At 69.5% G+C, this 22,316-nt stretch carries 20 protein-coding genes and 1 pseudogene; 13 read left to right on the top strand and 8 right to left on the bottom strand.

The genetic code is table 11. The features are described 5' to 3' along the window. Positions 1-77 precede the first annotated feature (77 nt). The 3 genes from N8A90_RS07315 to N8A90_RS07305 all read left to right on the top strand — a co-directional run bounded on the left by N8A90_RS07315 (position 78) and on the right by N8A90_RS07305 (position 2,311). Positions 78-308, top strand: a complete 231-nt coding sequence (locus tag N8A90_RS07315; protein WP_262074020.1) for a hypothetical protein — start codon at positions 78-80, stop codon at positions 306-308. Positions 309-383: 75 nt separating this feature from the next. After that, entirely contained in the window at positions 384-1,088 is a 705-nt protein-coding gene (locus N8A90_RS07310) for a glutathione S-transferase N-terminal domain-containing protein (RefSeq protein WP_262074019.1), read from the top strand. A 149-nt stretch (positions 1,089-1,237) separates the two neighbouring features. Further along, positions 1,238-2,311: a hypothetical protein gene (locus N8A90_RS07305; protein ID WP_262074018.1), complete on the top strand. Its 1,074-nt coding sequence runs from the start codon at positions 1,238-1,240 to the stop codon at positions 2,309-2,311. Positions 2,312-2,481: 170 nt separating this feature from the next. On the opposite strand, the gene katE is transcribed toward N8A90_RS07305, so the two are convergent. Then, complete coding sequence (katE, locus tag N8A90_RS07300; RefSeq protein WP_262074017.1) at positions 2,482-4,662, bottom strand: catalase HPII; 2,181 nt, start codon at positions 4,660-4,662, stop codon at positions 2,482-2,484. A 527-nt stretch (positions 4,663-5,189) separates the two neighbouring features. Here katE and N8A90_RS07295 point away from each other — a divergent pair. After that, positions 5,190-6,011, top strand: coding sequence for a transglutaminase-like domain-containing protein (locus N8A90_RS07295; RefSeq protein ID WP_262074016.1), 822 nt, complete (start codon positions 5,190-5,192; stop codon positions 6,009-6,011). 6 nt (positions 6,012-6,017) lie between these two features. Here the strand turns inward: N8A90_RS07295 and ligD are convergent, their stop codons facing one another. The 3 genes from ligD to N8A90_RS07280 form a co-directional block, all read right to left on the bottom strand. After that, entirely contained in the window at positions 6,018-8,579 is a 2,562-nt protein-coding gene (gene ligD / locus N8A90_RS07290; protein WP_262074015.1) for a DNA ligase D, read from the bottom strand. Positions 8,580-8,589: 10 nt separating this feature from the next. Further along, entirely contained in the window at positions 8,590-9,543 is a 954-nt protein-coding gene (locus N8A90_RS07285; protein ID WP_262074014.1) for a Ku protein, read from the bottom strand. A gap of 91 nt (positions 9,544-9,634) precedes the next feature. Further along, positions 9,635-10,591 carry a succinylglutamate desuccinylase/aspartoacylase family protein gene (locus tag N8A90_RS07280; RefSeq protein ID WP_262074013.1) on the bottom strand — a complete coding sequence of 319 codons (957 nt, stop codon included), beginning with the start codon at positions 10,589-10,591 and terminating at the stop codon, positions 9,635-9,637. Between the two features lie 87 nt (positions 10,592-10,678). Here N8A90_RS07280 and N8A90_RS07275 point away from each other — a divergent pair, with 87 nt between their 5' ends. Beyond that, positions 10,679-10,951, top strand: a complete 273-nt coding sequence (locus N8A90_RS07275; RefSeq protein ID WP_262074012.1) for a hypothetical protein — start codon at positions 10,679-10,681, stop codon at positions 10,949-10,951. Here N8A90_RS07275 and rpe read toward each other — a convergent pair. Next, positions 10,941-11,636, bottom strand: a complete 696-nt coding sequence (gene rpe, locus N8A90_RS07270; protein ID WP_262074011.1) for a ribulose-phosphate 3-epimerase — start codon at positions 11,634-11,636, stop codon at positions 10,941-10,943. The two genes, N8A90_RS07275 and rpe, sit on opposite strands and share 11 nt — an antisense overlap. A gap of 50 nt (positions 11,637-11,686) precedes the next feature. On the opposite strand from rpe, the gene apaG reads away from it, so the two are divergent. The 5 genes from apaG (at position 11,687) to thiL (ending at position 17,661) form a co-directional block, all read left to right on the top strand. After that, complete coding sequence (gene apaG / locus N8A90_RS07265) at positions 11,687-12,082, top strand: Co2+/Mg2+ efflux protein ApaG (protein ID WP_262074010.1); 396 nt, start codon at positions 11,687-11,689, stop codon at positions 12,080-12,082. A 197-nt stretch (positions 12,083-12,279) separates the two neighbouring features. Beyond that, complete coding sequence (locus N8A90_RS07260; RefSeq protein WP_262074009.1) at positions 12,280-14,247, top strand: site-specific recombinase; 1,968 nt, start codon at positions 12,280-12,282, stop codon at positions 14,245-14,247. Beyond that, complete coding sequence (locus N8A90_RS07255) at positions 14,244-15,518, top strand: cation:proton antiporter (protein ID WP_262074008.1); 1,275 nt, start codon at positions 14,244-14,246, stop codon at positions 15,516-15,518. The genes N8A90_RS07260 and N8A90_RS07255 overlap by 4 nt, the downstream gene beginning before the upstream one ends. Positions 15,519-15,556: 38 nt before the next feature. Then, positions 15,557-16,681, top strand: coding sequence for a YbdK family carboxylate-amine ligase (locus tag N8A90_RS07250; protein WP_262074404.1), 1,125 nt, complete (start codon positions 15,557-15,559; stop codon positions 16,679-16,681). A gap of 5 nt (positions 16,682-16,686) precedes the next feature. After that, entirely contained in the window at positions 16,687-17,661 is a 975-nt protein-coding gene (gene thiL, locus N8A90_RS07245) for a thiamine-phosphate kinase (protein ID WP_262074007.1), read from the top strand. 28 nt (positions 17,662-17,689) lie between these two features. On the opposite strand, the gene N8A90_RS07240 is transcribed toward thiL, so the two are convergent. Both N8A90_RS07240 and N8A90_RS07235 read right to left on the bottom strand, forming a co-directional pair. Then, positions 17,690-18,175, bottom strand: coding sequence for a DUF2165 domain-containing protein (locus tag N8A90_RS07240; protein ID WP_262074006.1), 486 nt, complete (start codon positions 18,173-18,175; stop codon positions 17,690-17,692). Beyond that, positions 18,172-19,632, bottom strand: a complete 1,461-nt coding sequence (locus N8A90_RS07235; protein ID WP_262074005.1) for an MFS transporter — start codon at positions 19,630-19,632, stop codon at positions 18,172-18,174. The genes N8A90_RS07240 and N8A90_RS07235 overlap by 4 nt, the downstream gene beginning before the upstream one ends. A 93-nt stretch (positions 19,633-19,725) precedes the next feature. On the opposite strand from N8A90_RS07235, the gene N8A90_RS07230 reads away from it, so the two are divergent. Further along, positions 19,726-20,400, top strand: a complete 675-nt coding sequence (locus tag N8A90_RS07230; RefSeq protein WP_262074004.1) for a helix-turn-helix transcriptional regulator — start codon at positions 19,726-19,728, stop codon at positions 20,398-20,400. A 63-nt stretch (positions 20,401-20,463) separates the two neighbouring features. On the opposite strand, the gene N8A90_RS07225 is transcribed toward N8A90_RS07230, so the two are convergent. Further along, positions 20,464-21,174, bottom strand: coding sequence for a DUF3053 domain-containing protein (locus N8A90_RS07225; RefSeq protein ID WP_262074003.1), 711 nt, complete (start codon positions 21,172-21,174; stop codon positions 20,464-20,466). Positions 21,175-21,273: 99 nt separating this feature from the next. Between N8A90_RS07225 and N8A90_RS07220 the strand changes: the two genes are divergently transcribed. Beyond that, positions 21,274-21,861, top strand: coding sequence for a phosphatidylglycerophosphatase A (locus N8A90_RS07220; protein ID WP_410087644.1), 588 nt, complete (start codon positions 21,274-21,276; stop codon positions 21,859-21,861). 211 nt (positions 21,862-22,072) lie between these two features. After that, a pseudogene (locus N8A90_RS07215) lies at positions 22,073-22,245 on the top strand (IS110 family transposase); the annotation flags it as partial. Between the last annotated feature and the right edge of the window lie 71 nt (positions 22,246-22,316).

Below are 22,316 nucleotides of genomic sequence, written 5' to 3'. Positions count from 1 at the left end.
GACTTCCTGGCGCTGGCCCGGCGCAACCCCGTCAACGGCGCGTTGCTGGCGCGGCTGCGCGCGCTCGACCTGCCCCAGTGCCACCTCACCGCGGGCTGCCTGTTCGAGGCCGTCTGGGCACCTGCATCGGCATCGACGTGGCCGATGGCGCGCTGTACGCGCCCGACAGCCTGCAGGACCTGGCAGACGGCGTCCTGCTGATCAACCCGCGCCATGCGTTGCCGGACCTGTTCCGCGCCAAGGCCGCGAGCTACCAGGCCCGCTGGCCGTGGCCCAAGGTCATCGCACCCGATGCGGCACCTGCTTGAACGACGGACGGCAGAATTCACCGTGCCGACCGGCGCGTCGCATTCGACGCCACCCCCGCTTTCCCAAGGACATCCATGACCGATCTTTCCGCCTTCCCCATCACCCAGAAGTGGCCCGCCCAGGACCCCGACCGTCTCCAGCTCTACTCGCTGCCCACGCCGAACGGCGTGAAGGTGTCGATCCTGCTGGAAGAACTCGGCCTGCCCTACGAGCCGCACCTGGTGCGCTTCGACCACGACGACCAGATGTCGCCGGCCTTCCTGTCGCTCAACCCGAACAACAAGATCCCGGCCATCCTCGATCCGCACGGGCCGGGCGGCCAGCCGCTGGCGCTGTTCGAGTCGGGCGCGATCCTGGTGTACCTGGCCGAGAAGACCGGGCGATTCATTCCGCAGGACGCCGCCGCGCGCTACGAATGCCTGCAGTGGGTGATGTTCCAGATGGGCGGCATCGGGCCGATGTTCGGCCAGCTCGGCTTCTTCCACAAGTTCGCCGGCAAGGACTACGAGGACAAGCGACCGCGCGACCGCTACGTGGCCGAATCCAGGCGCCTGCTCGGCGTGCTGGACAGGCACCTGGCGGGACGCGACTGGATGCTGGGCGCGGACTACTCCATCGCCGACATCGCGATCTTCCCGTGGGTGCGCAACCTGGTCGGCTTCTACGAGGCGCGTGAACTGGTGGGCTTCGACGACTTCGCCAACGTGGCACGGGTGCTCGCGGCCTTCGTCGAACGGCCCGCCGTGGCGCGCGGGCTGCTGATTCCCAAGCGCGACTGATCACCCCTCACGCCGGGCGCGAGTGCCACCAGCCGACGGCGAAGCGACGCGATGCGCCTTGGCCTACACGGCAACGCGGGAACCGCCAGCAAGTCAGTTCGCATGCGGCGGGCACGCTGACCGCTTCTGATTGCTTTCGTCGTCTGTTCATGCGCCTCTCCCATCGTCTCCACCCTGCGTCGATCGCGCGACCGCTCCCCCATGCCGTGCTGATCGGCACGCTGCTCGGCCTGAGTGCTTGTGGCGGTGGCGGAGGGGGCAGTCCGGATGCTGCTCCGCCCGCGACGCCCGCGGTCGAGACCACGGTCCAGGCGTCGGTCGACGAGCTGCCGCCGTCCGGCTATCCCGCGGGTTCGGGCGAACTCGCGGCGTGGACCTATTTCCAGGCGGCACGCACGCAATGCGGCTTCGGCGCGCTCGAACAGAACGTCGCGCTCGACACCGCCTCGCGGGCTCACGGCCAATACCTGCTGGCCGAAGGCAGCGATGGCGCCTATGCCACCGGGCACGCCGAGGCGAACCTCAACAACCCCTTCTACACCGGCGCACTGGCGGCCGACCGCGCCCAGTTCGCGGGCTACGGCCCCTACGTCGTCGAACTGCTGACCGCATCGACCGAGACCTACGTCTCGGCCACGCCCCCGCGCCAGCCGACGGCGGCGCAGCGCGGCGAGCGCGACATGCGTTCGCTGCTCAACTCGGTCGCGCACCTGCGCGGCGCGATGACCGCCGCGCGCGTCGGCGGGCTGGCGGCGGTCACGAAGGAAGACCGGAGGACCGGGCCGGACGGCTTGACGACGCTGGTGGTGAACCAGCGCCTGGGCATGCTCGTGGGCCGCCAGGAAAGCGCTCCGCTGCTCGGTGCCGGCAAGGTGGCGAGCTACCCCTGCGAGGGCAGCATCGGGATCGACTACGCCTTCGCGCCGGCCACCGAAGAACCCAACCCTTTCCCGCGGATCACCGACCCCGCGGTGCAGATGGGTCCGCCGATCTACCTGCGTACCGACGAGGGCGGCGAGCTGCTCGTCACACGCTACACGCTCACGGACAGTGCCGGCAACGTCGTGCCCGTTCGGACCCATGCGGTGCCGCAAAGCGGCCACGAGTTCTTCATGGTGCCGCGGTCCCAGCTGGCGCCCGACGCACGCTACAGCGTCGACCTCGAGGGCACGGCGAACGGCGCGAACTTTCACCAGCAGTTCGACTTCCGAACCCGCTCCTGACGGCCTGCGCCCGGTGGCTCAGTTGTCCACAGCGCTGCACGCCACCCGCAGCCGATGAAACCGGCACGGCCCAGGCCAGGGCACCCGCGGAACTGGCTTGGCCAGGCCGCCGGGTGCGCCCCCTTGAGGGGGAGGCGGCGACACGCAGTGCGCCGCATCGGGGGTGGACTTCAAGCAGGCACGGCGTCGATGTTCGCGCGGTCCCAGTGCCGATGCCTGGCGATCGCCGCGATGAAGGCGGTGGCGATCTCGGTGGCGGCCGTCGTGTCGCCCAGGTTCGTCACCGGTGTCTCGGCCACCACCACACCCGCCGGCGCCACCGCGGGGGCGCGGCCCACGCCCACCATCGACAGCAGCTCGACGCCCTCGCCCACGGTGCAGATCGCCTTGCAGTGCTTGAAGGCCTCCAGCGCGAAGTGCAGCGCCTCACCGTTCTGCCGCAGCGCCGCCGCACCGTCCTTGCCGGCCGGGATCAGCACGGCGTCGAACAGGATCGAGGGCATGGCCGCGAAGGTCGCGTCGACCTCGATCTGCCGCTTCGACGCGCTCGCCACGGTGCCCAGCCGCGGCCCGATGACCTTGCATTGCGCACCGGCCGCTTCCAGCGCCTCGCGGATCGGCTTCAGCGAAGCCGAATCGACCCCGTCGGCCACCAGGATCGCGATCTTGCGCGTCTTGACGGAACCATCGCCCGTGTCGGCCATGCGCAGCGCCGGCGACTCCTCGATGGCCAGCGCCATGCGGTGGCCGCGGAAGCCCGGCCGCCCGGCCGCGGCCTTGGCGTCGGGCGCGCCGATGCCCAGCGGCTCGGCCACGCGGCGTGCCAGCTTCTCGTCGACGTGCGCCAGGTTGTCGACCATGCGCTGGCGGATCGCCGGCACCTCGAGCTTGGACAGCTCGAAGCGGAAGGCCGCGACGATGTGTTCCTTCTCGGCCATGCTCTGGCTGTTGAAGAACAAGCGCGCCTGCGTGAAGTGGTCGTCGAAGGACGCACTGCGGCGACGGATCTTCGGCGGCTCGATCTCCTCGGGAAAGGACTGGAAGCCGCCGCTCTCGCCGTCGACGCGGAACTCCGTGCCGTTGGCCAGCGTGTTCGGTTCGTAGGCGACCTGGCCGCGCGCGATGGTCTGGCGGTGCATGCCGTCGCGCTGGAAGTTGTGGAAGGGGCACACGCCCTTGTTGATCGGCAGCTCGTGGAAGTTCGCGCCACCGAGCCGCGAGATCTGCGTGTCGGTGTACGAGAACAGCCGTCCCTGCAGCAGCGGGTCGTTGCTGAAGTCAATGCCCGGCACCACATGGCCGGGGTGGAAGGCGACCTGCTCGGTCTCGGCGAAGAAGTTGTCGGGGTTGCGGTCGAGCACCAGCTTGCCGATGCGCTGCACCGGCACCAGCTCTTCAGGGATCAGCTTGGTCGGGTCCAGCAGGTCGAAGCCGAGCGAATGCTCCTTGTCCTGCGGAATCATCTGAACGCCCAGCTCCCACTCGGGGAAGTCGCCGTTCTCGATGGCTTCCCACAGGTCGCGGCGGTGGAAGTCGGGGTCCTTGCCCGCGAGCTTCTGCGCCTCGTCCCAGGCCAGGCCGTGGATGCCCAGCTTGGGCTTCCAGTGGAACTTGACGAAGTGCGACTCGCCGCGCGCATTGACGAAGCGGAAGGTGTGGACGCCGAAGCCTTCCATCATCCGGTAGCTGCGCGGGATGGCGCGGTCGCTCATGGCCCACATCAGCATGTGGGTGCTCTCGGGCATCAGCGAGGCGAAGTCCCAGAAGGTGTCGTGCGCGCTCGCGGCCTGCGGCATCTCGTGATGCGGCTCGGGCTTGACGGCATGGATCAGGTCGGGGAACTTCATCGCGTCCTGGATGAAGAACACCGGCATGTTGTTGCCCACCAGGTCGTAGTTGCCATGCTGCGTGTAGAACTTGACCGCGAAGCCGCGCACGTCGCGCACCGTGTCGGCCGAGCCGCGCGAGCCGGCGACGGTCGAGAAGCGCACGAAAACGGGCGTCTTCTGTGACGGGTCCTGCAGGAAGTCGGCGCAGGTGAACTGCGACATCGACTTGTAGACCTGGAAATAGCCGTGCGCCGCCGCACCGCGCGCGTGCACCGCGCGCTCGGGAATGCGCTCGTGGTCGAAGTGGGTGATCTTCTCGCGGAGGATGAAGTCCTCGAGCAGCGTCGGCCCGCGCACGCCCGCCTTCAGCGAGTTGTGGTTGTCCGGGATGTGCAGGCCCTGATTCGTGGTCAGTTGCGACGTGGTCTCCTGGGTAAAGCCCGCCAGCTGCAGTTGCTTGCTGTTCGGGCCGTCGCTGGCCTTCGGGCGGCGTCCGGCCGCTGCCCTGTTACGTGGGGTCATTCTTGTCCTTGGAAACGATAAAACGGTGCCCACGGCACCGGGGATAACTCAGTTCGGCTCGGTGTCCAGGAACATGTCCAGCGCATTCACCAGCCCCACGAGGCCGACGACACTCGCCACCGCGGCCACGGTCCAGAGCAGAACCCCGTCCATGAGGGGGCTGTTCAGCAAATTGACCAAGGGGAAAAGATCCATGGTGGCCTTCGGGAAGATGGGAGGGAGAACGGCATGGCCGGCGGTGTCGGCCAGGTGCTCCTGGTTGCGGCGCCCTGAGAGGCTAAGGTGTGCCCGACACGCGCGCCGTAGTGGTCACGCGCTCGCGCGTGTGGGAGCGCGCGGCCGATCCCGGTAGGAGCGGGCCGACGCATCAGCCTCGGCCTACGCCTGCTCGCGGCGCGGTGACGCGCCCGTGTCGCCGTTGCAGGCCTAGGATCAGGGGCCTCGCGCGCACGCCGTCTTCTCATGGCAACGGGCACCGGGCACCGAACCTGCTTTACCTCTACACCTCATTCTTGCGAAGCGACGCCATGTTCATCCAGATCGGCTATGACATCGAGATCGGCGTCACCGCGCCCACCGCGCTCATCTACATGCTTCGCGTCCACCCGTCACGCAGCGGCGACATCCACGCCGGCGAGAACATCACCATCAGCCCGCCGCTGCCGACCGACCACTACCAGGACAGCTTCGACAACTTCTGCGCCCGCGTGCATGTGCCCTTCGGCGTGAACAGCGTCCGGCTGCGCAACAACGCCGTCGTGTACGACACCGGCTGGCACGACCCGGTCGACTACGGCGCCGTCGAGCATGCGGCCGCCGATCTGCCGGTTTCCACGCTCCCTTTCGTGCTGCCGAGCCGCTACTGCGAGGTCGACAGCGAACTGCTGGCCTTCGCCTGGTCGCAGTTCGGCAACGTCACGCCGGGCTGGCACCGGGTGCAGGCGATCTGCGATTTCGTGCACAACCACCTGCGTTTCGACTACCAGCAGGCCCGCGCGACGCGCACCGCCCTCGAAGGCTTCCGCGAACGGGTGGGCGTGTGCCGCGACTTCACGCACCTGGCGATCACGCTGTGCCGCTGCATGAACATCCCGGCGCGCTACGTCACGGGCTACCTCGGCGACATCGGCATCCCGCCGGTGCCCTCCCCGATGGACTTCAGCGCCTGGTTCGAGGTCTACCTCGGCGACCGCTGGCACACCTTCGACGCGCGCCACAACATGCCGCGCATCGGCCGCATCGTGATCGCGCGCGGACGCGACGCGGCCGACGTGCCGATCACCATGGTGTTCGGTGCCAACACGCTGAACCACTTCGAGGTGGTGACGAACGAGGTGACGAACGGCTGAGCAGGCTCAGTTTCCGGCGGGCGAGAAGCCGACCAGCTTCATCGGCTTGGCCAGGCCCTTGCGCCCTTTCTCCCAATCGCGCCAGGGCTCGTTGCCGACGGCGAAGCGTGCGGGCGCGGTCTGCAGCGTCCAGTGCGCGCCGGAAGTGAGCGACGCCAGTTCGTCCCACGCCACCGGCACCGACACGCCCAGCCCCGGCCGCGCACGCACCGACCAGGCGGCGACGGTGGTGGCGCCGAAGCCGTTGCGCAGGTAGTCGACGAAGATCCTGCCGACGCGGTTGCGCGGGCCGCTCTTGGCGACGAAGCGCTCCGGAATGGTCTGCGCCAGGTGCTGCACCACGGCCTGCGAGAAGCCCTTGACGTCGTCCCACCCATAGTGGCGGCGGATCGGCACCAGCACGTGCAGGCCCTTGCCGCCGCTGGTCTTGAGGAAGCCGACCAGGCCCAGTTCGTCGAGCAGGGTGCGCATCAGCAGCGCGGCCTCCTGCATGTGCGTCCAGTCGACGCCCTCGCCGGGGTCCAGGTCGAAGGTCATGCGGTCGGGTCGGTCGATCGCGCTGGAGGTGGCGTTCCAGGTGTGCAGTTCCACCACGTTCATCTGCGCCGCGGAGACCAGCCCCTCGGCGCTGTCGATCTGCAACAACGGCTCGTGCTCGGGGTCGAGCGACGGGTCGAGCAGCGTGATGCCCGGCAGGTCCGTGCCCTTGGCATGCTTCTGGAAGAACAGCTCGCCGCCGATGCCTTCGGGCGCACGCACCAGCGACACCGGGCGGCCCTGGAGGTGCGGCAGGATGAGCGCCGAGGCCTGCACGTAGTAGTCGACGAGCCCACCCTTGGTGGCGCCGCTGTCCTTGTCGATCACGCGGTCGGCGTGGGTGATGCGAGAGGTGGGCATCGGGTTGGCTTTCTTCGTGACAGCTTTCTTCGTGACAGTCTTCCTGGAGGCGGCCGAGGACTTGGCCGTCTCGACAACGGCTACCGCCTTCTCGCGGGTGATCTGCCGCGCCGGCTTGTCGGTGCGCAGGCCCTGGAACACGCTGTGGCGCACCCGGTTCTCGCGCGTCCATTCGCCGAAGCTCACCTCCGCGACGAGTTGCGGCTTGACCCATTGCGCCTTCACCGAACGCGGCACGCCGGCATCGCCCTCGACGAAGGGCGAGCGGTCGGTGGCCAGCTTGTCCAGACGCGCCTTGATGTCCGCCAGGCGGCTGCCGTCGAAGCCGGTGCCCACGTTGCCGCAGTAGTGCAGCGCGCCCTTGGCGTCGTGCACGCCCAGCAGCAAGGCGCCGAAGCCGGCGCGCGAGCCCTTGGGCGCCGTGTAGCCGCCGATCACGAATTCCTGCCGCTGATGGCACTTGAGCTTGATCCAGTCCGACGAGCGGCGCGACACGTAGGGCGAGCCCTTGCGCTTGCCGATCAGGCCCTCGAAGCCCAGTGCGCTGACGGAGGCGAGCAGGTCGCGCGGCGGCGCGTCGAAGGTCTCGCTCAAGCGCAGGCGCGGCGCGAGCTCGTCGGTCAGCAAGGCCGCCAGGCGTTCGCGCCGCGCCTGGACCGGCTGCTCGCGCAGGTCTTCGCCGTCGACGAAGGGCAGGTCGAAGATCCAGTAGACGATCGACGCGGTGGCACGCCACTCGAAGGCGTTCTGCAGCGCCTGGAAGTCGGGTGCGTCGTTCTGGCCCTGCACCACGATCTCGCCGTCGAGCCAGGCCGAGCGCACGTCGAGCTGCGCCAGCGCGTGCGCGAGTTCGGGCAGCTTGTCGGTCCAGTCGTGGCCGTTGCGGGTGAAGCAGCGCACCTGGCCGTTCTCGATGCGGGTGAGCAGCCGGTAGCCGTCGAACTTCAGCTCCCACAGCCAGTCGGCGGGGTCGCTGGGCGGCGCGGTGGCCAGGGTCGCGAGCTGGGGCGAGAGGGTGGCGGGCAAGGGCACGGCGCGGCCCGTTCGTTTGCGCGGCGCGGACGGCGGCGCCGCAGCCTCCGGGTCCGGCTTCTTCGCCCGCAGAGGCGCGTCGACGGCGGCGCCGGAAATCACGCTGTCCGGCAACGCCTCGGTCACGTCGTAGTCGTCGAGCGCGCGCGCCTCGGCGTCTTTCTCCTTGATCAACAGCCAGGGCTCCTGCTTCTCGCCCTTGCCGCGCATGCGCACCAGCGTCCAGTGGCCGCGCAGCTTCTCGCCACGCAACTCGAACTTCAGCTTGCCGGCCGCCAGCGCCTTGTGCGCGTCGCCGTCCGGCTGCCACTCGCCGCGGTCCCAGACGATCACAGTGCCGGCGCCGTACTGGCCGGGCGGGATCGTGCCCTCGAAGTCGCCGTAGGAAATCGGATGGTCCTCGACATGCACCGCCATGCGCTTGACCTGCGGATCGAGGCACGGCCCCTTCGGCACGGCCCAGCTCACCAGCGTGCCGCCCAACTCGAGCCGGAAGTCGTAGTGCAGGTGGCTCGCATGGTGCTTCTGGACCACGAAGGCCAGCACGCCCTTGCCGGGCGTGCCGCCACTGCGCGGCTCCGGCGTCTTGGCGAAGTCGCGCTTGCGGTGATAGGAAGCGAGTGCCTCGCGCGCGCCCATGGGCGACCCCTCAGGCGGCGCGCCGCTTCGCGGGCGCCTTGGCGGCCGCGGTCTTGCGCGCAGGGGTTTTCCGGGCCTTCGCCACGGTCTTCACCGCCGTCCTTGCAGCGGTCTTTTCGGGGGCCTCCGCGGCCGGCCTGCCGCCCTTGCGCAGGCTGCGCTGCAGCAGTTCGGTCAGGTCGATGATCTTGGCCCCGCCGCCGCTGCCGCCCTCCTCCGACGGCTCGGGCTGGGTCACGGATTCGGTGTCGCCGGCCGCGACCTTCAGGTCGACCAGCCGCATGATCTCGTCCTTGAACGAGTCCTTGAATTCGTCCGGGTCCCAGTCGGAACTCATGTCCTCGACCAGCTCGCCGGCCATCTTCAGCTCGCGCTCCGACAGGCCCGCCGCCTTGGCGCCCTCGGCCGGCAGGGGCAGGTCTTTCCAGGGCCGGATGTCCGCGCCCCAGCGCAGCAGGTTCAGCACCAGGCCCGGGCCGGAGGGCACGAGCACGGCGAGGTGCTGCTTGGTCTGGATCACGACACGGGCCACACCCACGCGGCGGGTGCGCTGCAGCGTCTCGCGCAGCAGCGCGTAGACCTTGGCGCCGCGGTTGATCGGCGCGACGTAATAGGGCCGCTCCAGATAGACGAAGGGGATGCTGTCGGCCGGCACGAAGGTCTCGATCTCGACGGTCTGCGTGGTCTTGGGGTAGGCGGCGGCGATCTCGGCGTCGGTCAGCACCACGTACTGCCCGTCTTCGTACGCGATGCCCTTGACGATCTGCTCACGCGCGATTTCCTTGCCGGTCTTCTTGTTGATACGCTTGTAGCCGACCGGGTCCATCGTGCGCTTGTCGAGCCAGTCGAAGTCGATGCTGTGGTCGGTCGTGGCCGAATAGAGCGCGACCGGGATGTGCACCAGGCCGAAGCTGATGGCGCCTTTCCACAGGACGCGGGGGGCGGGTGAATGCGAGGCGGGCATGGGAGATCCTCCAGCATTGAAAGGTACGTCGCCCTCCTCGGGGTCGATGTAGGAACGCCGCCTCGCCCGCCGTCGGCCTAAGAGCAGGCGCCTAGAGCCGCCGATCGCTCTCCACCGCGAAGTAGAACCACTCCGCGCCCGGCTGCGCCTCGGTGTTCGGGAAGATCACGAAGCCGTCGCGCTCGGCCTGCAGCACGCGGCCGTCGGCGCGCACGGCGATCGGCTCGCCCTTGGCCACCGGGTCGAAGGTGGCCCATTCGCGCACGAACTGGTCTTCCTCGTCGTCGCGGTCGGTCACGCTCATCAGACGCAGCAGCGCGGGCTGCGGCGGTGCGATGGCGTCGCCATCCACCATCCCGAGCAGCCGCAGCGCCGCATGGATGGCCGCGTGCGCCACCTCGGGCGCGGCCGGGTCGCTGTGCTGCCCGCATTCGAGCGTCACGCCGTAGCCGCCGCGGCTGCGCATGTATTCGTTCGTGCCCCAGCCGAAGGCCAGCGCCGCATCGTCGGCCGGCGTGCCGCCCGCGCGCTGCGCCAGGCCGGCCGCATAGATGTCGAGCCAGCCTTCGACCACACGCGGCGTGCCGATGTGCAGCGCCAGCCGGCCCTCTTCGGTGGCGCGTGAAAAGGGTTCGAGCGTGCCGGTGTTGTCGCGCGGGCCAATCATCGCGAAGGCCTCGCCCGCGCTCTGGAAGGAATGCAGGTCGAGCAGCACCTCATGGCGGTCGAGCAGCGGGCACAGCAGGTTGGTGATGCGGGCCTCGTAGTCGGCCGGCACCTCGCTCGGGCGGAACGAGCGGTTGAGGTTGCGCTCGCCCTCGCGTTGCATCAGCCGCCGCGCCAGCGGGTTGGCCACCGGCACCAGGGTGAGCTGGCCGCGCCGCAGCGTGAGCGCACCGCTGTCGAGCTCGGCGACGGCGCGCTCGATGCCGACGGTGCCGCAGGTCTCGTTGCCGTGCACCCCGCCCAGCACGATGAGCCGCGGGCCGGGCTCGGTGGACGCGAAACTGTGGATGCGCAGGGTGTCGTGAAGAAGGGTGTCGGCCATCGCCGACGATCCTACAGCGGCCGGCCCGCCGGTCCTACCGGGCTTCTCCGCGCGGTGTGCCACAAGAAGCAACCACAGGAGCAAGCCATGGCCACCCGCCCACGAAACAAGGACAACCAGCCCCGCGACACCGATGCCGTGCGCCCCGACCAGGACGGCAAGACCAAGGTCGAGCAAGGCGGCGAATCGGCACCGAAGCTGCCGCACGAACGCGACGAATCGTCGGACAGCCAGCAGAACCAGGACGGCTCGGCCACCGAACTCGGCAGGCGCGCCCACGACGACGTGGAACGCGGCGTGGTCGACACCAGCCGGGGGGTGGAGGCCGACCGCGTCTACAACGACAAGGTCAGGCCTTGACGCTCGCGAGATTGGCGCGCATCGCGGCGACCACGCCGGCGTAGTCGGTGGCGTTGAAGATCGCGCTGCCCGCCACGAAGGTGTCGGCACCAGCGGCGGCCACGCAGGCGATGTTGTCGGCCTTGATGCCGCCGTCGACTTCCAGACGGATGTCGCGTCCACTCTGTTCGATGCGCTTGCGTGCGAGTTCGATCTTGCGCAGGGCCGAGTCGATGAAGCTCTGGCCGCCGAAACCGGGGTTCACGCTCATGATCAGGATCAGGTCGATGTCGTCGATCGCCCAGTCGAGCGCCTCGAGCCCGGCACCGGGGTTGAACACCAGCCCCGGCTTGCAGCCGGCGGCGCGGATCGCCTGGATGCTGCGGTGCACATGGGGCGATGCGTCGGCGTGGAAGCTGATGTAGTCGGCGCCGGCCTGGGCGAAGGCGGCGGCCAACGCGTCGACCGGCTGGATCATCAGGTGCACGTCGATCGGCACCGGCGTGCCGTCGGCCTGCTTCGCATGCGGCTTGAGGGCCTGGCAGACCATCGGGCCGAAGGTCAGGTTCGGCACGTAGTGGTTGTCCATGACGTCGAAATGGATCCAGTCGGCGCCGGCGGCGATCACGTCGGTCACTTCGGCGCCCAGGCGCGCGAAGTCGGCGGACAGGATGGAGGGCGCGATGCGGTAGGTGGGGCTGCTCATGGCGGCGATTGTCGCAGCGTGCCGGCCGGCGCAGCCGTTACCATCCCCGCATGTCCCAGCCCGCCATGCACGTCGCCGTCGAGCCGCGATACCTCGCCGACCAGTCCTCCCCCGAGGACCACGTCTACACCTTTGCCTACACCATCACCGTGACCAACACGGGCAAGGTGCCGGCGCAGCTGATCGCGCGCCACTGGCTGATCAACGATGTGTCCGGCCACTCGCAGGAGGTCAAGGGCCTGGGCGTGATCGGCCAGCAGCCGCTGCTGGCGCCGGGCGAATCGTTCCGCTACACCAGCGGCTGTCGCCTGCAGGCGGCCAGCGGCACCATGCACGGCAGCTATTTCTTCGTGAGCGAGGCGGGCGACCGCTTCGACGTGCCGGTCCCGATGTTCCTGCTGGAAGCCGACGCCCATGGCGCCCCGGCTTCGCGCGTGCTGCACTGAGACGCTGTGAACGAATCATCCACGCCCGCTCGACGCGCCCTGACGACGCCCCTCGTCGTTGCAAATGCTCGCCATAGCCCGAGCTATGGCTGCGCTTTGCGCCTCGATGGACGCCGCCCTGGCGCGCCGCTCGGACGCGGCCCATTCATTCACAGCGTCTGACGCGCGCTGTCCCCCGCCTCGCACGCCGGCCACGGATGAGCGCCCCGCGCGATCTGTCGACCCTGCTCGCCCGGCTCGACCCGACGGCGGGCGTGGCCGCGCGCCATGTCTGGCTGATCGAGCTCTTCGACTGGCTGCGCGGCGACCGCAGCACGCCCAACGCCGCGGCGGCGCGCGTCGGCCTGCTGCTCGACGCCATCGACAGCCGACCCGCGCTGCGCGCCCAGGCGCAGGCCTGGTGGGCCGCCTTCATCCGCGACGTCGACCTGACCACGCTGCTGGCCGACTACGGCTTCGCGCCGCGCACCGCCTTCCTGAGCGAGCTGACCGAGCGCCTGCGCCGCAAGCTGCTGCCCGGAACGCCCGAGACCACCGACGCGTCGGAGCTGTTCCGCATGGTGCTGCCGGGCGATTTCGACGCGCGCTGGATCGCGCTGCTCGACGACGCGGCGCTGGCACGCATCGGCGCGCTGCTGGCCGACGCGCCGGCCACCGATGCGCCGCGCTGGCGCCACACCGTGATGGACGCCGTGACCTACTGCAGCAGCCAGGTGGTCGCGGCCGGGTTCTCACCCGAGCTGCGGCTGCGCATGAGCGATGCGGCGCGCACGGCGCGCCCCTTCCACGCGCTCATGGCCGAACTCGACGACCTGCGCGACGCCATGTTCGACACGCCGCACGAGGAGACCGAATTGCAGGCCGCCTTCATCGCGTTCCGCGACCGGCTCGACGCCTGCCGCGCCGCCGCGGCCTCGGTCTACACGCACCTGGAAGACCACGGCATCTCGGTCGGCCTGGTGTTCCGCGTGCGCCAGCTGCGCGAGCGCGTGCTGCGCATCCGCGAGCTGCTCGACTGCCTGATGGCGCCCGCGCCGCACGCCAGCGTGGCGCGGCTGGTTGGTCGCCTGGTGGCGGCCGGCGGCGAGCGCAACAGCCTGCGCGCACTGGTCGCGACCAACTCGTCGATGCTCGCGGCCAAGGTGACCGAGCGCAGCGCCGAGGCCGGCGAACACTACATCACCCGCGACCGCGGCGCCTACCTGCAGATGGTGCGCAAGGCGGCCGGCGGCGGCGCGCTGACGGCGCTCACCGTGCTGCTCAAGTTCGGCATCCTGGCGCTCGGCCTGTCGGCCTTCTGGGCCGGCCTCGGCGCGGGGCTGATGTACGCGGCCAGCTTCGTCGCGATCCAGCTGCTGCACCTGACGCTCGCCACCAAGCAGCCGGCCATGACGGCGCCGGCGATGGCCGCCAAGCTGCGCGACCTGAAGGCCGACGGCGCCATCGACGATTTCGTCGACGAAGTGACGCACCTGGTGCGCTCGCAGGTGGCGGCGGTGTTCGGCAACGTGGGCACGGTGGTGCCGGTGATGCTGGCCATCGGCGCCGGCACGCAGTGGGCCCTGGGCCGGCCGCTGATCGACGCGGCACACGCGCGGGAGGTGCTGCACGGCCTCTCCCTGGCCGGACCGACCCTGCTCTATGCCGGTTTCACCGGCCTGTTATTGTTCGCGGCCAGCATCGTGGCGGGCTGGACCGAAAACGCCTTCGTCCTGCACCGCCTGGATTCCGCCATGCGTTACAACCCCCGCATCGGTGCCGTGCTCGGCGCCGAACGCGCCCGCCGATGGGCCGACTTCATGCGCACACACATCTCCGGTTTCGCGTCGAACATCTCGCTGGGCCTGATGCTGGGCCTGGTGCCGGCGTTCGCCGCCTTCTTCGGCCTCGGGCTCGACGTGCGCCATGTCACGCTGTCGGCCGGCCAGATCGGCGCGGCCGCCGCCTCGCTCGGCCCCGCCGTGCTGCACGAGCCCGCGCTCTGGTGGGCCGTGGCCGCCGTGCCGGCCATCGGCGCGCTGAACGTCGGCGTGAGCTTCTACTTCGCCTTCCGCCTGGCCCTGCGCGCGCACAGCGTGAGCGGGCTCGACCGGGCCCGCATCCGTCATGCCATCGGGGCGCGCATGCGCAGCCGGCCGGCGAGCTTCTTCCTTCCTTCCCGATGACTTCCTTCATTCCCGCCGACATCCTCGGTTTCTGGGCCGACTGGGTCCGCCCATCCGCCGGCCTGCCCACCGTGCTGTGGTCGCTGCTGCTGGCGGCCGCGGCCGCTTCCGGCCACCTGGTACAGCGCTACATGGGCATGCCCAAGGTGGTGGGCTATTCCATCGTCGGCACCGTCGTCGGCCTGGCCGGCTTCGAGGGCGCGCTGTGGCCGCTGCAGGGCATTCCGCTCTTCCTGCTGGAACTCGGCGTCGCCATCGTGCTGTTCGAGGCCGGCGGCCGGCTGCCGCTGCGCTGGTTCCGCCACAACCCGATGGTGCTGCTGCAGAGCCTGCTCGAATCGGCGCTGACCTACTTCGGCGTGTTCTGGACGCTGCACTGGCTGGGCGTGCCCAACCCGGTGGCGAACCCGGTCGCGCTGATGGCCATCGTCGCCTCGCCCGCGGTGCTCAGCCGCGTGGTGATGGACACGCGCGGCTCCGGCCCGGTGACCGAGCGGGCGCTGACGCTGGCCACGCTCAACACCTTCTACGCACTCGCGCTCGGCTATGCGCAGGCCGGCCTGCTCGAGCGCGGCCCGGCCGGGCTCATGAACAAGCTCTACCCGGTGCTGGTGGTGCTGGGCGTGTCCTTCGTGGTGGGCGCGGTGCTGGCGCTGGCGCTGCGTTCGGCGCTGCGCGTGATGAGCCCGACGAGCGAGAACACCTCGATCCTGCTGCTGGCGCTGATCGGCGTCGGCGCGGCGCTCGCGGCGCATTTCGGCGGGGCCGCGCCGCTGGCCGCGCTCATCGGCGGCATCCTGCTCAAGCAGCTCAACCCCAAGCCCTGGGCCTGGCCGCGCCAGCTGGGCACCGCCGCGTCGCTGCTGACGATGCTGATGTTCGTGCTGGTGTCGATCGTCGCCGCGCAGGGCGACTGGAGCCTGCCGGTGGCGAGCCTGGTGCTGGCGGTGATCGGCGTGCGGCTGCTGGCCAAGATCGCCGGCGTGGCCATCGCCAACCCCGGCAGCGGCGCGAGCTGGAAGCAGGCCTTCTGGGTCGGCTGCGCGATGTCGCCGCTGTCGTCGATCGCGCTGCTGATCGCGTCGAACTTCGCCACCGCCTCGCCGCTGCTCGGCGCGATGATCTCGCAGATCGCGCTGCCGGCCATCCTGGTGATGGAGGTGGTGGGCGCGGTGCTGGCCACCGTCGCCATCCATGCGTCCGGCGAGAGTCTCAAGCCCTGGCTGCCCGATGTGTTCCGCGGCATCGACGAACGGGAGACGCAACGATGAGCATCGCGAACCTGCCGAAGTCGCCGCGCGATCGCACGATGGCGCTCGAGCCCTTCAACAAGTCCGAGGCGCTGTCGCTCGGCGTCGAGCTCGAGCTGCAGCTGGTCAACACCCACGACTACGACCTCGCGCCCTATGCCGAGGACATGCTGCGCCTGATGGCGCAGACCCCGCTGCCCGGCAGCGTGGTGCCCGAGATGACCTCGAGCATGATCGAGATCTCGACCGACATCTGCCACTCGGCGCAGGACGTGATCGACCAGCTCACGCCGATCCGCGACGCGCTGGTGCGCAACGCCGACAAGCTCAACATCGCGGTGGTGGGCGGCGGCACGCACGCCTTCCAGCAGTGGCACGAGCGGCGCATCTACGACAAGCCGCGCTTTCGCGAGCTGTCGGAGCTGTACGGCTACCTGAGCAAGCAGTTCACCATCTTCGGCCAGCATGTGCACATCGGCTGCCCCGATGCCGACGCCGCCCTGCTGATGCTGCACCGCATGTCGCGCTACATCCCGCACTTCATCGCGCTGTCGGCCTCATCGCCCTACGTGCAGGGACAGGACACGCAGTTCGACTCGGCCCGGCTCAATTCGGTGTTCGCCTTCCCGCTGTCGGGCCGCGCGCCCTTCACGCTGTCGTGGCGCGAGTTCGAGGTCTATTTCGCCAAGATGACCCGCACCGGCGTCGTGCGCAGCATGAAGGATTTCTACTGGGACATCCGGCCCAAGCCCGAGTTCGGCACCATCGAGATCCGCGTGTTCGACACGCCGCTGACCGTCGAGCGCGCCGCCGCGCTGGCCGGCTACGTGCAGTCGCTGGGCGCCTGGTTCCTGCAGGAGCAGCCCTTCACCCCCACCGAGGACGACTACCTGGTCTACACCTACAACCGCTTCCAGGCCTGCCGCTTCGGGCTGGACGCGGTGTACGTCGACCCGGCGACCGGCGAGCACATGTCGCTGCGAGAGCACATCCTGATGACCATGACGCAACTCGAATGGCACAGCGAAGCGCTCGGCGCCACGTCGTCCATCGCGCAGTTGCGCACCGACGTCGAAGCCAGCCGCAACGACGCGCGCTGGCTGCGGGAGAAGCAGGCCAAGGAGAACCTGCTGGCCGAGGTGGTGCGGCAAGCGGCGCTGCGGTTCAGGAACCCGACGAAATGAGCGCGATGGGCGAATTCGATCTGATCGCGCGCTACTTCGCGCGGCCCGCCAAGCGCTCGCCATTGGGCACCGGCGACGACTGCGCGCTCCTGGCACCGGCACCGGGCATGCAGCTGGCTGTGTCGACCGACATGCTGGTCGAGGGCCGGCACTTCCTCTCGACCGTGGACCCGGCCCGCCTCGGCCACAAGGCGCTGGCCGTGAACCTCAGCGACCTGGCCGCCTGCGGCGCGAAGCCGCTGGCCTTCACCCTCGCGCTGTCGCTGCCTGCAGTCGACGAAGGCTGGCTCGAAGGTTTTTCGCGCGGCCTGTTCGCGCTGGCCGACGCGCACGACTGCGAGCTCGTCGGCGGCGACACCACGCGCGGCCCGCTCAACATCTGCATCACCGTGTTCGGCGAAGTGCCGGCGGGGTCCGCGCTGCTGCGCTCGGGCGCGCGGGCCGGCGACGACCTGTGGGTCAGCGGCACGCTGGGCGATGCGCGGTTGGCGCTCGAAGTCTTCCGCGGCACGCTCGAATTGCCGTCCGAACTGTTCGCCCTGGCGCGCGCGCGCATGGAAATGCCCGATCCGCGCGTGGCGCTGGGCCAGGCGCTGCGCGGCATCGCGAGCGCGGCCGCCGACGTGAGCGACGGCCTGCTGGGCGACCTGTCGCACATCCTGCGCGCCAGCGGTGTGGGCGCGGTGGTCGACGCCGACGCCGCGGCCGGCTGCATCGCAGCCTGCGCCCACCCGGCCTTCGACCGCGGCGTGCTCGGCGACGAGCTGCAGCGCCTGTACGCGCTCTCGGGCGGCGACGACTACGAGCTGGTGTTCACCGCGCCGGTCACGGCGCGCGAGGCCGTGGCCCAGGCCGGCCGCGCGAGCGCCACCGCGGTGACGCGCATCGGTCGCATCGAGGCCGACGCCGGTGTGCGCATCGTCGATGCGGCGCGCGTGCCGGTGGAACAGCGATTTACCTCCTTTGATCACTTCGTCTGAGGCAGCGTCGGGCGCGTTGCCCGCATCGTCAAGCCGATACGCCGAAGTGCAGCACCCCGAAGGCCGCGAGGATCCACAGCAACAGCAGGAAATGCGTCTGCTGCAGCGCCTCCTGCCGGATCCAGTAGGCCGTCGCCAAGCCGCCCAGCAGCATCGCCATCACCGCGGCCGACAGAGCCGCCAGGCCGAAATCGAACCAGGGCATGGCAGGCGCGCGCGTGCCGTGGACGGCCCACAAGGTGCAGCCCGTCCAGAGCGCGACCGCGGCGACGATTTGCAGTAGCACCACGACGATCAGGCCCAGCCGATGCAGCAAGGGCGAACGGATCGCACGGCGACGCAAGGGCGTGTCGATGGCCGGTGGCTCGGCCAGCAGCACCATCGACAGCGTGCGGCCGACCGCCGCGGCGGCGCCTTGGAAGTCGTGCAGGTTGTTGATCACGGCAAGGCTGGCCCAGAGCGCCAGCCCCAGCGCTTGCGTGCCGACGAACAGGGCGACGGTGTCGATGCTCATGCGTCACCTCGCGCCGCACGCACGGCCAGCCATGCAGCCGCCAGCGGTGCCAGTGCAAAGCTGCCGAACAGCCACAACGCCGCCGACTGCGCGCCGGTCACGCCACCGGGCACGGTCAGCCCGGCCGCGTTGGCCACCAGGCCAGCGATGGCCGCACCCACCGCCATGCCATAGAGTTGCACGGTGGTGATCGAGGTCGAGGCGACGCCCTCCTCGCCCTGGGGCGCGAGGGCCATCACGCGCGTCAGCAGGTGCGGCCAGCCGATGCCCACGCCCAGGCCGACGGCGCTCAGCGCCAGCGCCATCAGCACCAGCGTCAAGCCGGGCGCCAGCGCGCCGCTCGTGGGCACGGCCCAGGCCAGCACGCCCAGACCCAACGCCGACAGCACCGGCCCGAGGCACAGCACGCGGTTGGCTGCGGCCCCTTGACGTCCCGACGAAGCCAGCGAGCCAACGCTCCAGCCCGCCGCCATGGCGGCCGTGAGGTAGCCCGCGGTCAGCGGGCTGTGGCCCTGCAGCAGTTGCAGGAAATAAGGGACGAAGATCTCCGTGGTGGTGCCGACCAGCAGCAGCGCGATGGCCGCGTAGATCGCACCCAGCGGCCGGCCCAGCGCGTAGGCGCCGGTGGGCAGGAGGCGCACCGCGGCGCGGCGGTCCTGACGGCTGGCGAGCCAGCCCAGCGCCAAGCCGAACAGCACCGCGACCGCCTGCGCCACCAGCGAGGCCAGCAACCCGCCCGCGGCGATCGCCAGCACCGACAGCGTCAACAGCGCAATCTGCGGTGCGGGCACGCGCGGCAGCGTGTCGGGCCGCTGGTGCTGCACACCGGCGCTGGACGATAGCTGCCAGCTCACCAGCAGCCCCTGCAGCACGGCCAACGGCAGCAGCGCCCAGAAGGCCCAGCGCCAGTGGCCGGCCTGGGCGAACAGACCGCCCACCGCAGGGCCGCACAAGGTCGCGACGCCCCACATGCCCGAGACCAGCGCCACCGCGCGCGGCCAGAGCCGCGACTCGAACACTCGGCCGATCAGCGCGTAGCTCAGGGCCGCGAGGATGCCACCGCCCAAGCCCTGCACGGTGCGCCCGACGAGCAACCAAGGCATAGCCAGCGCGGTCGCACAGCCGACCGAGCCCGCGGCGAACACTCCCAGCGCGGCCAGGCAAGCGCCGCGCGGGCCCAACGCGGCCAGCAGGCGCACCGACAGAGCAGCACCGACGATCGAGCCGACCACGAACAGCGTGGTGCTCCAGGCGTACCAGTCGAGCCCGCCGAGCTCGCGCACCACCGAGGGCAGCACGGTGGTCACGATGTGCACGTTGACCGCATGCAGCGCGACGCCGCCGGTCAGCGCCAGCGCACGCCAGCCGTTGCGACCGGTGAAGAGCTCGGACCAGCCGGCGCTGAGGTCTGGGCCGGGAGGAGAATTGTCGGCGTCCGCCGAGGCTTGTGAGGTCATGCGTCGTTCGCCGGGCGGGCCGGCGTTATTATCAAAGCTATATCTTGGATAATAGTTCCGGCCACAAAATTAAACAAGCAATTACTTGCATAAATGGAAGCCGACCCCACCGCCACCGCAGACCGCCTCCTGTTCGCCTTGAAGACGCGCGGGCCCGCCGCGACCGCCGCGCTCGCCGCCCAGCTGACGATCACGGGCGAGGCCGCGCGCCAGCAGCTGCAAAAGCTGCAGGCCGCGGGTCTGGTCGAGAGCCGGCTGCAACCGCAGGCCGGCGCGGGCCGTCCGCGCAGCGACTGGGCGTTGACGGCCACGGGCCACGCACGCTTCCCGGATACCCATGCGCAGCTCACCGTACAGCTGCTGTCGACGGTGCGCGAAGTGTTCGGCGAGGAAGGCCTGGATCGCCTCATCACCACCCGCGAGCAGGCGGCGCTTACTGTTTACCTGCAGGCCTGCGACGGCATCGAGGCGCTTGAGCCGAGGCTGCGCCGGCTGGCCGCGCTGCGCGACGCCGAGGGCTACATGGCGCGGGTCGAACCCGACGGCCGCGACTGGCTGCTGATCGAGGACCACTGCCCGATCTGCGCTGCTGCCACCAGTTGCCTGGGCTTCTGCCGATCCGAACTCGAGGTCTTTCGCGAGGTGACCGGCCCGCGCGGCGCGCTGCAGCGCGAGGAGCACCTGATCGCCGGTGCGCGGCGCTGCGTCTACCGCATCACGCCGGTCGAGACACCTGCTCTATCCAAGAGACGCAACACGTCGAAGTAATGCCGGTGGCACGGCACTTCGGTGCGTTCGACCACCTCGCGTGAGGTTTCGCGCCGCTCCCGCTCAGGCGCCTCGAACTACCATCTGCAGTTTCTGCTGCGCCGCCTTGATGGCGGTCGACTGGCTGTTGAGCTGCTGCAGCCGCTTGTTGAGCTCGGTCTGCACGGCCGGGTCGGTCACGCTGACGGTGCTGCCCGAGATCTGGATCTTCGACTTGTTCTGCTCGATGTAGCTGCCGACGGCCAGCGCACTGTCGAACATGGTGTCGAGCGCGGGGAACACCTCCTTGAAGGTGGTGGAAGGCACGGTCACGGTCTTCTCGTAGGCCTTGTCGTAGACCTGCTTCAGGTCGTCGGGCTGCTTGAGTTGTGCGTGCGCGGCATCGGCCGTGGTGGTTTGCTGGTCGAGCGCGGTACGCAGGCCCGCCAGGCCGTCCTTGGCAGCCTTGATGTCGTCGCGGCGCGAGACAAGGTCGCTGACGGAACGCAGCCCACCCTTGGCGATGATCTGCGTCATGGGCTGGCCCTCCGACTTGTTCATGCCTTCGTTGAAATCGGTGATCACGGCGTAGTGCTGTGCATAGTCGCCGAAAGAAGCCTTTTCCTCCGCACTGAGCGCCGGCACACGAATGCCGGGTTTGTCGAGTACGCGGGTTTGCAGGAAAGTGGCGAAGGCCTTGCGCTGGTCTGCCTCCTTGTTGCCGCAGGCCACCAGCGCAAAGCTGAAGACCACGAGGAGCGACAGGGCCCCAAGACGTTGAACGATGGATCTCATGAGGCCGTGCTCTCCCGTTTGTCGTGAAAAGAAAGTTATAGGGAGCGCCTCTGGGCGTCGAGGCGGCTCGCGGCCCGAGATGCGCGACACTTCGACGTGATGTCCACCGCACCCGAATCCAGCACCGTGCCGCCCCCGGCCTCCTTTCCGCCTTCCGCGCTCGCCGCCCCGATGCACCCCACGGTCCGCTTCATGCTCTCGCACCCGGCGCACCTGATCGCCCTGGGCTTCGGCTCCGGCCTGCCGCGCATCGCCCCCGGCACCGTCGGCACGCTGTGGGCCTGGGCCGCATTCGTGGTGATGCAGCTGTGGCTGTCGCCGGCCGCCATCGGCGGGGTCATCCTGGCGTCGCTGCCGATCGGCTGGTGGGCGTGCACCGTGACCGCCCGCCACATGAACGTGGCCGACCCCGGCCACATCGTGTGGGACGAGGTGGTCGCCTTCTGGCTGATCCTCTGGCTGGTCACGCCGGCCGGACTGTGGGCGCAGCTCGCCGCCTTCGTGCTGTTCCGCATCTTCGACGCGGCCAAGCCCGGCCCCATCGCCTGGGCCGACGCCCTGTGCAAGCAGAAGGGCGCCGCCGCCGAGGACATGCGCTGGGCCATCGCCGGCTTCGGCATCCTGTTCGACGACCTGGTCGCCGCCTTCTGCACGCTGCTCGTCATCGCGCTGTGGCGGGCTTGGTGACGTAGGGAGGCACAGTTAGTGCGCCTTGCTCCAAGTCATTGAGCCAAGCGGATCGAAGTTGGCGAGCCTTTCCCACGAGGAGGTCGCTGTGGCATCCTCCGGCCGGCCGCCTTCGGCCAGAACCAATGGGATGGACGCCCCCACCCGTACCGGTATCGATGTGCCAAAGTGGAAGTGTCAGCAACCACTTGAACTGAAAGGGGCGTCCACCATGAAGATTACGACTGTTGGCATTGACCTGGCAAAAAAGTGTTCCAGGTTCACGCAGTGGATGAGCATGGCAAGGTCGCGTTGCGCAAGCAACTGCGGCGCGACCAAATGACGGCATTCTTCGTGAACTTGCCTCGGTGTCTCATCGGCATGGAGGCGTGCGGCAGCGTGAATCGCCCCGGCATTCGCGGAGGCTGTTTGGTTTAAGTCAGGCCGTCACCGAGATGGCCTGACTGGCGAGTTGC

The organism is Variovorax sp. N23 (assembly GCF_025486315.1).
Classification (GTDB): Bacteria; Pseudomonadota; Gammaproteobacteria; order Burkholderiales; family Burkholderiaceae_C; genus Variovorax.
The sequence above is the reverse complement of the archived record's forward strand: the minus strand, read 5'-3'. Positions and strand labels throughout refer to the sequence as shown.

Coding starts and splice junctions, on each gene's coding strand:
- N8A90_RS07310 (WP_262074019.1), top strand. CDS start 384: ATGACCGATCTTTCCGCCTTCCCCATCACCCAGAAGTGGCCCGCCCAG.
- N8A90_RS07305 (WP_262074018.1), top strand. CDS start 1,238: ATGCGCCTCTCCCATCGTCTCCACCCTGCGTCGATCGCGCGACCGCTC.
- katE (WP_262074017.1), bottom strand. CDS start 4,662: ATGACCCCACGTAACAGGGCAGCGGCCGGACGCCGCCCGAAGGCCAGC.
- N8A90_RS07295 (WP_262074016.1), top strand. CDS start 5,190: ATGTTCATCCAGATCGGCTATGACATCGAGATCGGCGTCACCGCGCCC.
- ligD (WP_262074015.1), bottom strand. CDS start 8,579: ATGGGCGCGCGCGAGGCACTCGCTTCCTATCACCGCAAGCGCGACTTC.
- N8A90_RS07285 (WP_262074014.1), bottom strand. CDS start 9,543: ATGCCCGCCTCGCATTCACCCGCCCCCCGCGTCCTGTGGAAAGGCGCC.
- N8A90_RS07280 (WP_262074013.1), bottom strand. CDS start 10,591: ATGGCCGACACCCTTCTTCACGACACCCTGCGCATCCACAGTTTCGCG.
- N8A90_RS07275 (WP_262074012.1), top strand. CDS start 10,679: ATGGCCACCCGCCCACGAAACAAGGACAACCAGCCCCGCGACACCGAT.
- rpe (WP_262074011.1), bottom strand. CDS start 11,636: ATGAGCAGCCCCACCTACCGCATCGCGCCCTCCATCCTGTCCGCCGAC.
- apaG (WP_262074010.1), top strand. CDS start 11,687: ATGTCCCAGCCCGCCATGCACGTCGCCGTCGAGCCGCGATACCTCGCC.
- N8A90_RS07260 (WP_262074009.1), top strand. CDS start 12,280: ATGAGCGCCCCGCGCGATCTGTCGACCCTGCTCGCCCGGCTCGACCCG.
- N8A90_RS07255 (WP_262074008.1), top strand. CDS start 14,244: ATGACTTCCTTCATTCCCGCCGACATCCTCGGTTTCTGGGCCGACTGG.
- N8A90_RS07250 (WP_262074404.1), top strand. CDS start 15,557: ATGGCGCTCGAGCCCTTCAACAAGTCCGAGGCGCTGTCGCTCGGCGTC.
- thiL (WP_262074007.1), top strand. CDS start 16,687: ATGGGCGAATTCGATCTGATCGCGCGCTACTTCGCGCGGCCCGCCAAG.
- N8A90_RS07240 (WP_262074006.1), bottom strand. CDS start 18,175: ATGAGCATCGACACCGTCGCCCTGTTCGTCGGCACGCAAGCGCTGGGG.
- N8A90_RS07235 (WP_262074005.1), bottom strand. CDS start 19,632: ATGACCTCACAAGCCTCGGCGGACGCCGACAATTCTCCTCCCGGCCCA.
- N8A90_RS07230 (WP_262074004.1), top strand. CDS start 19,726: ATGGAAGCCGACCCCACCGCCACCGCAGACCGCCTCCTGTTCGCCTTG.
- N8A90_RS07225 (WP_262074003.1), bottom strand. CDS start 21,174: ATGAGATCCATCGTTCAACGTCTTGGGGCCCTGTCGCTCCTCGTGGTC.
- N8A90_RS07220 (WP_410087644.1), top strand. CDS start 21,274: ATGTCCACCGCACCCGAATCCAGCACCGTGCCGCCCCCGGCCTCCTTT.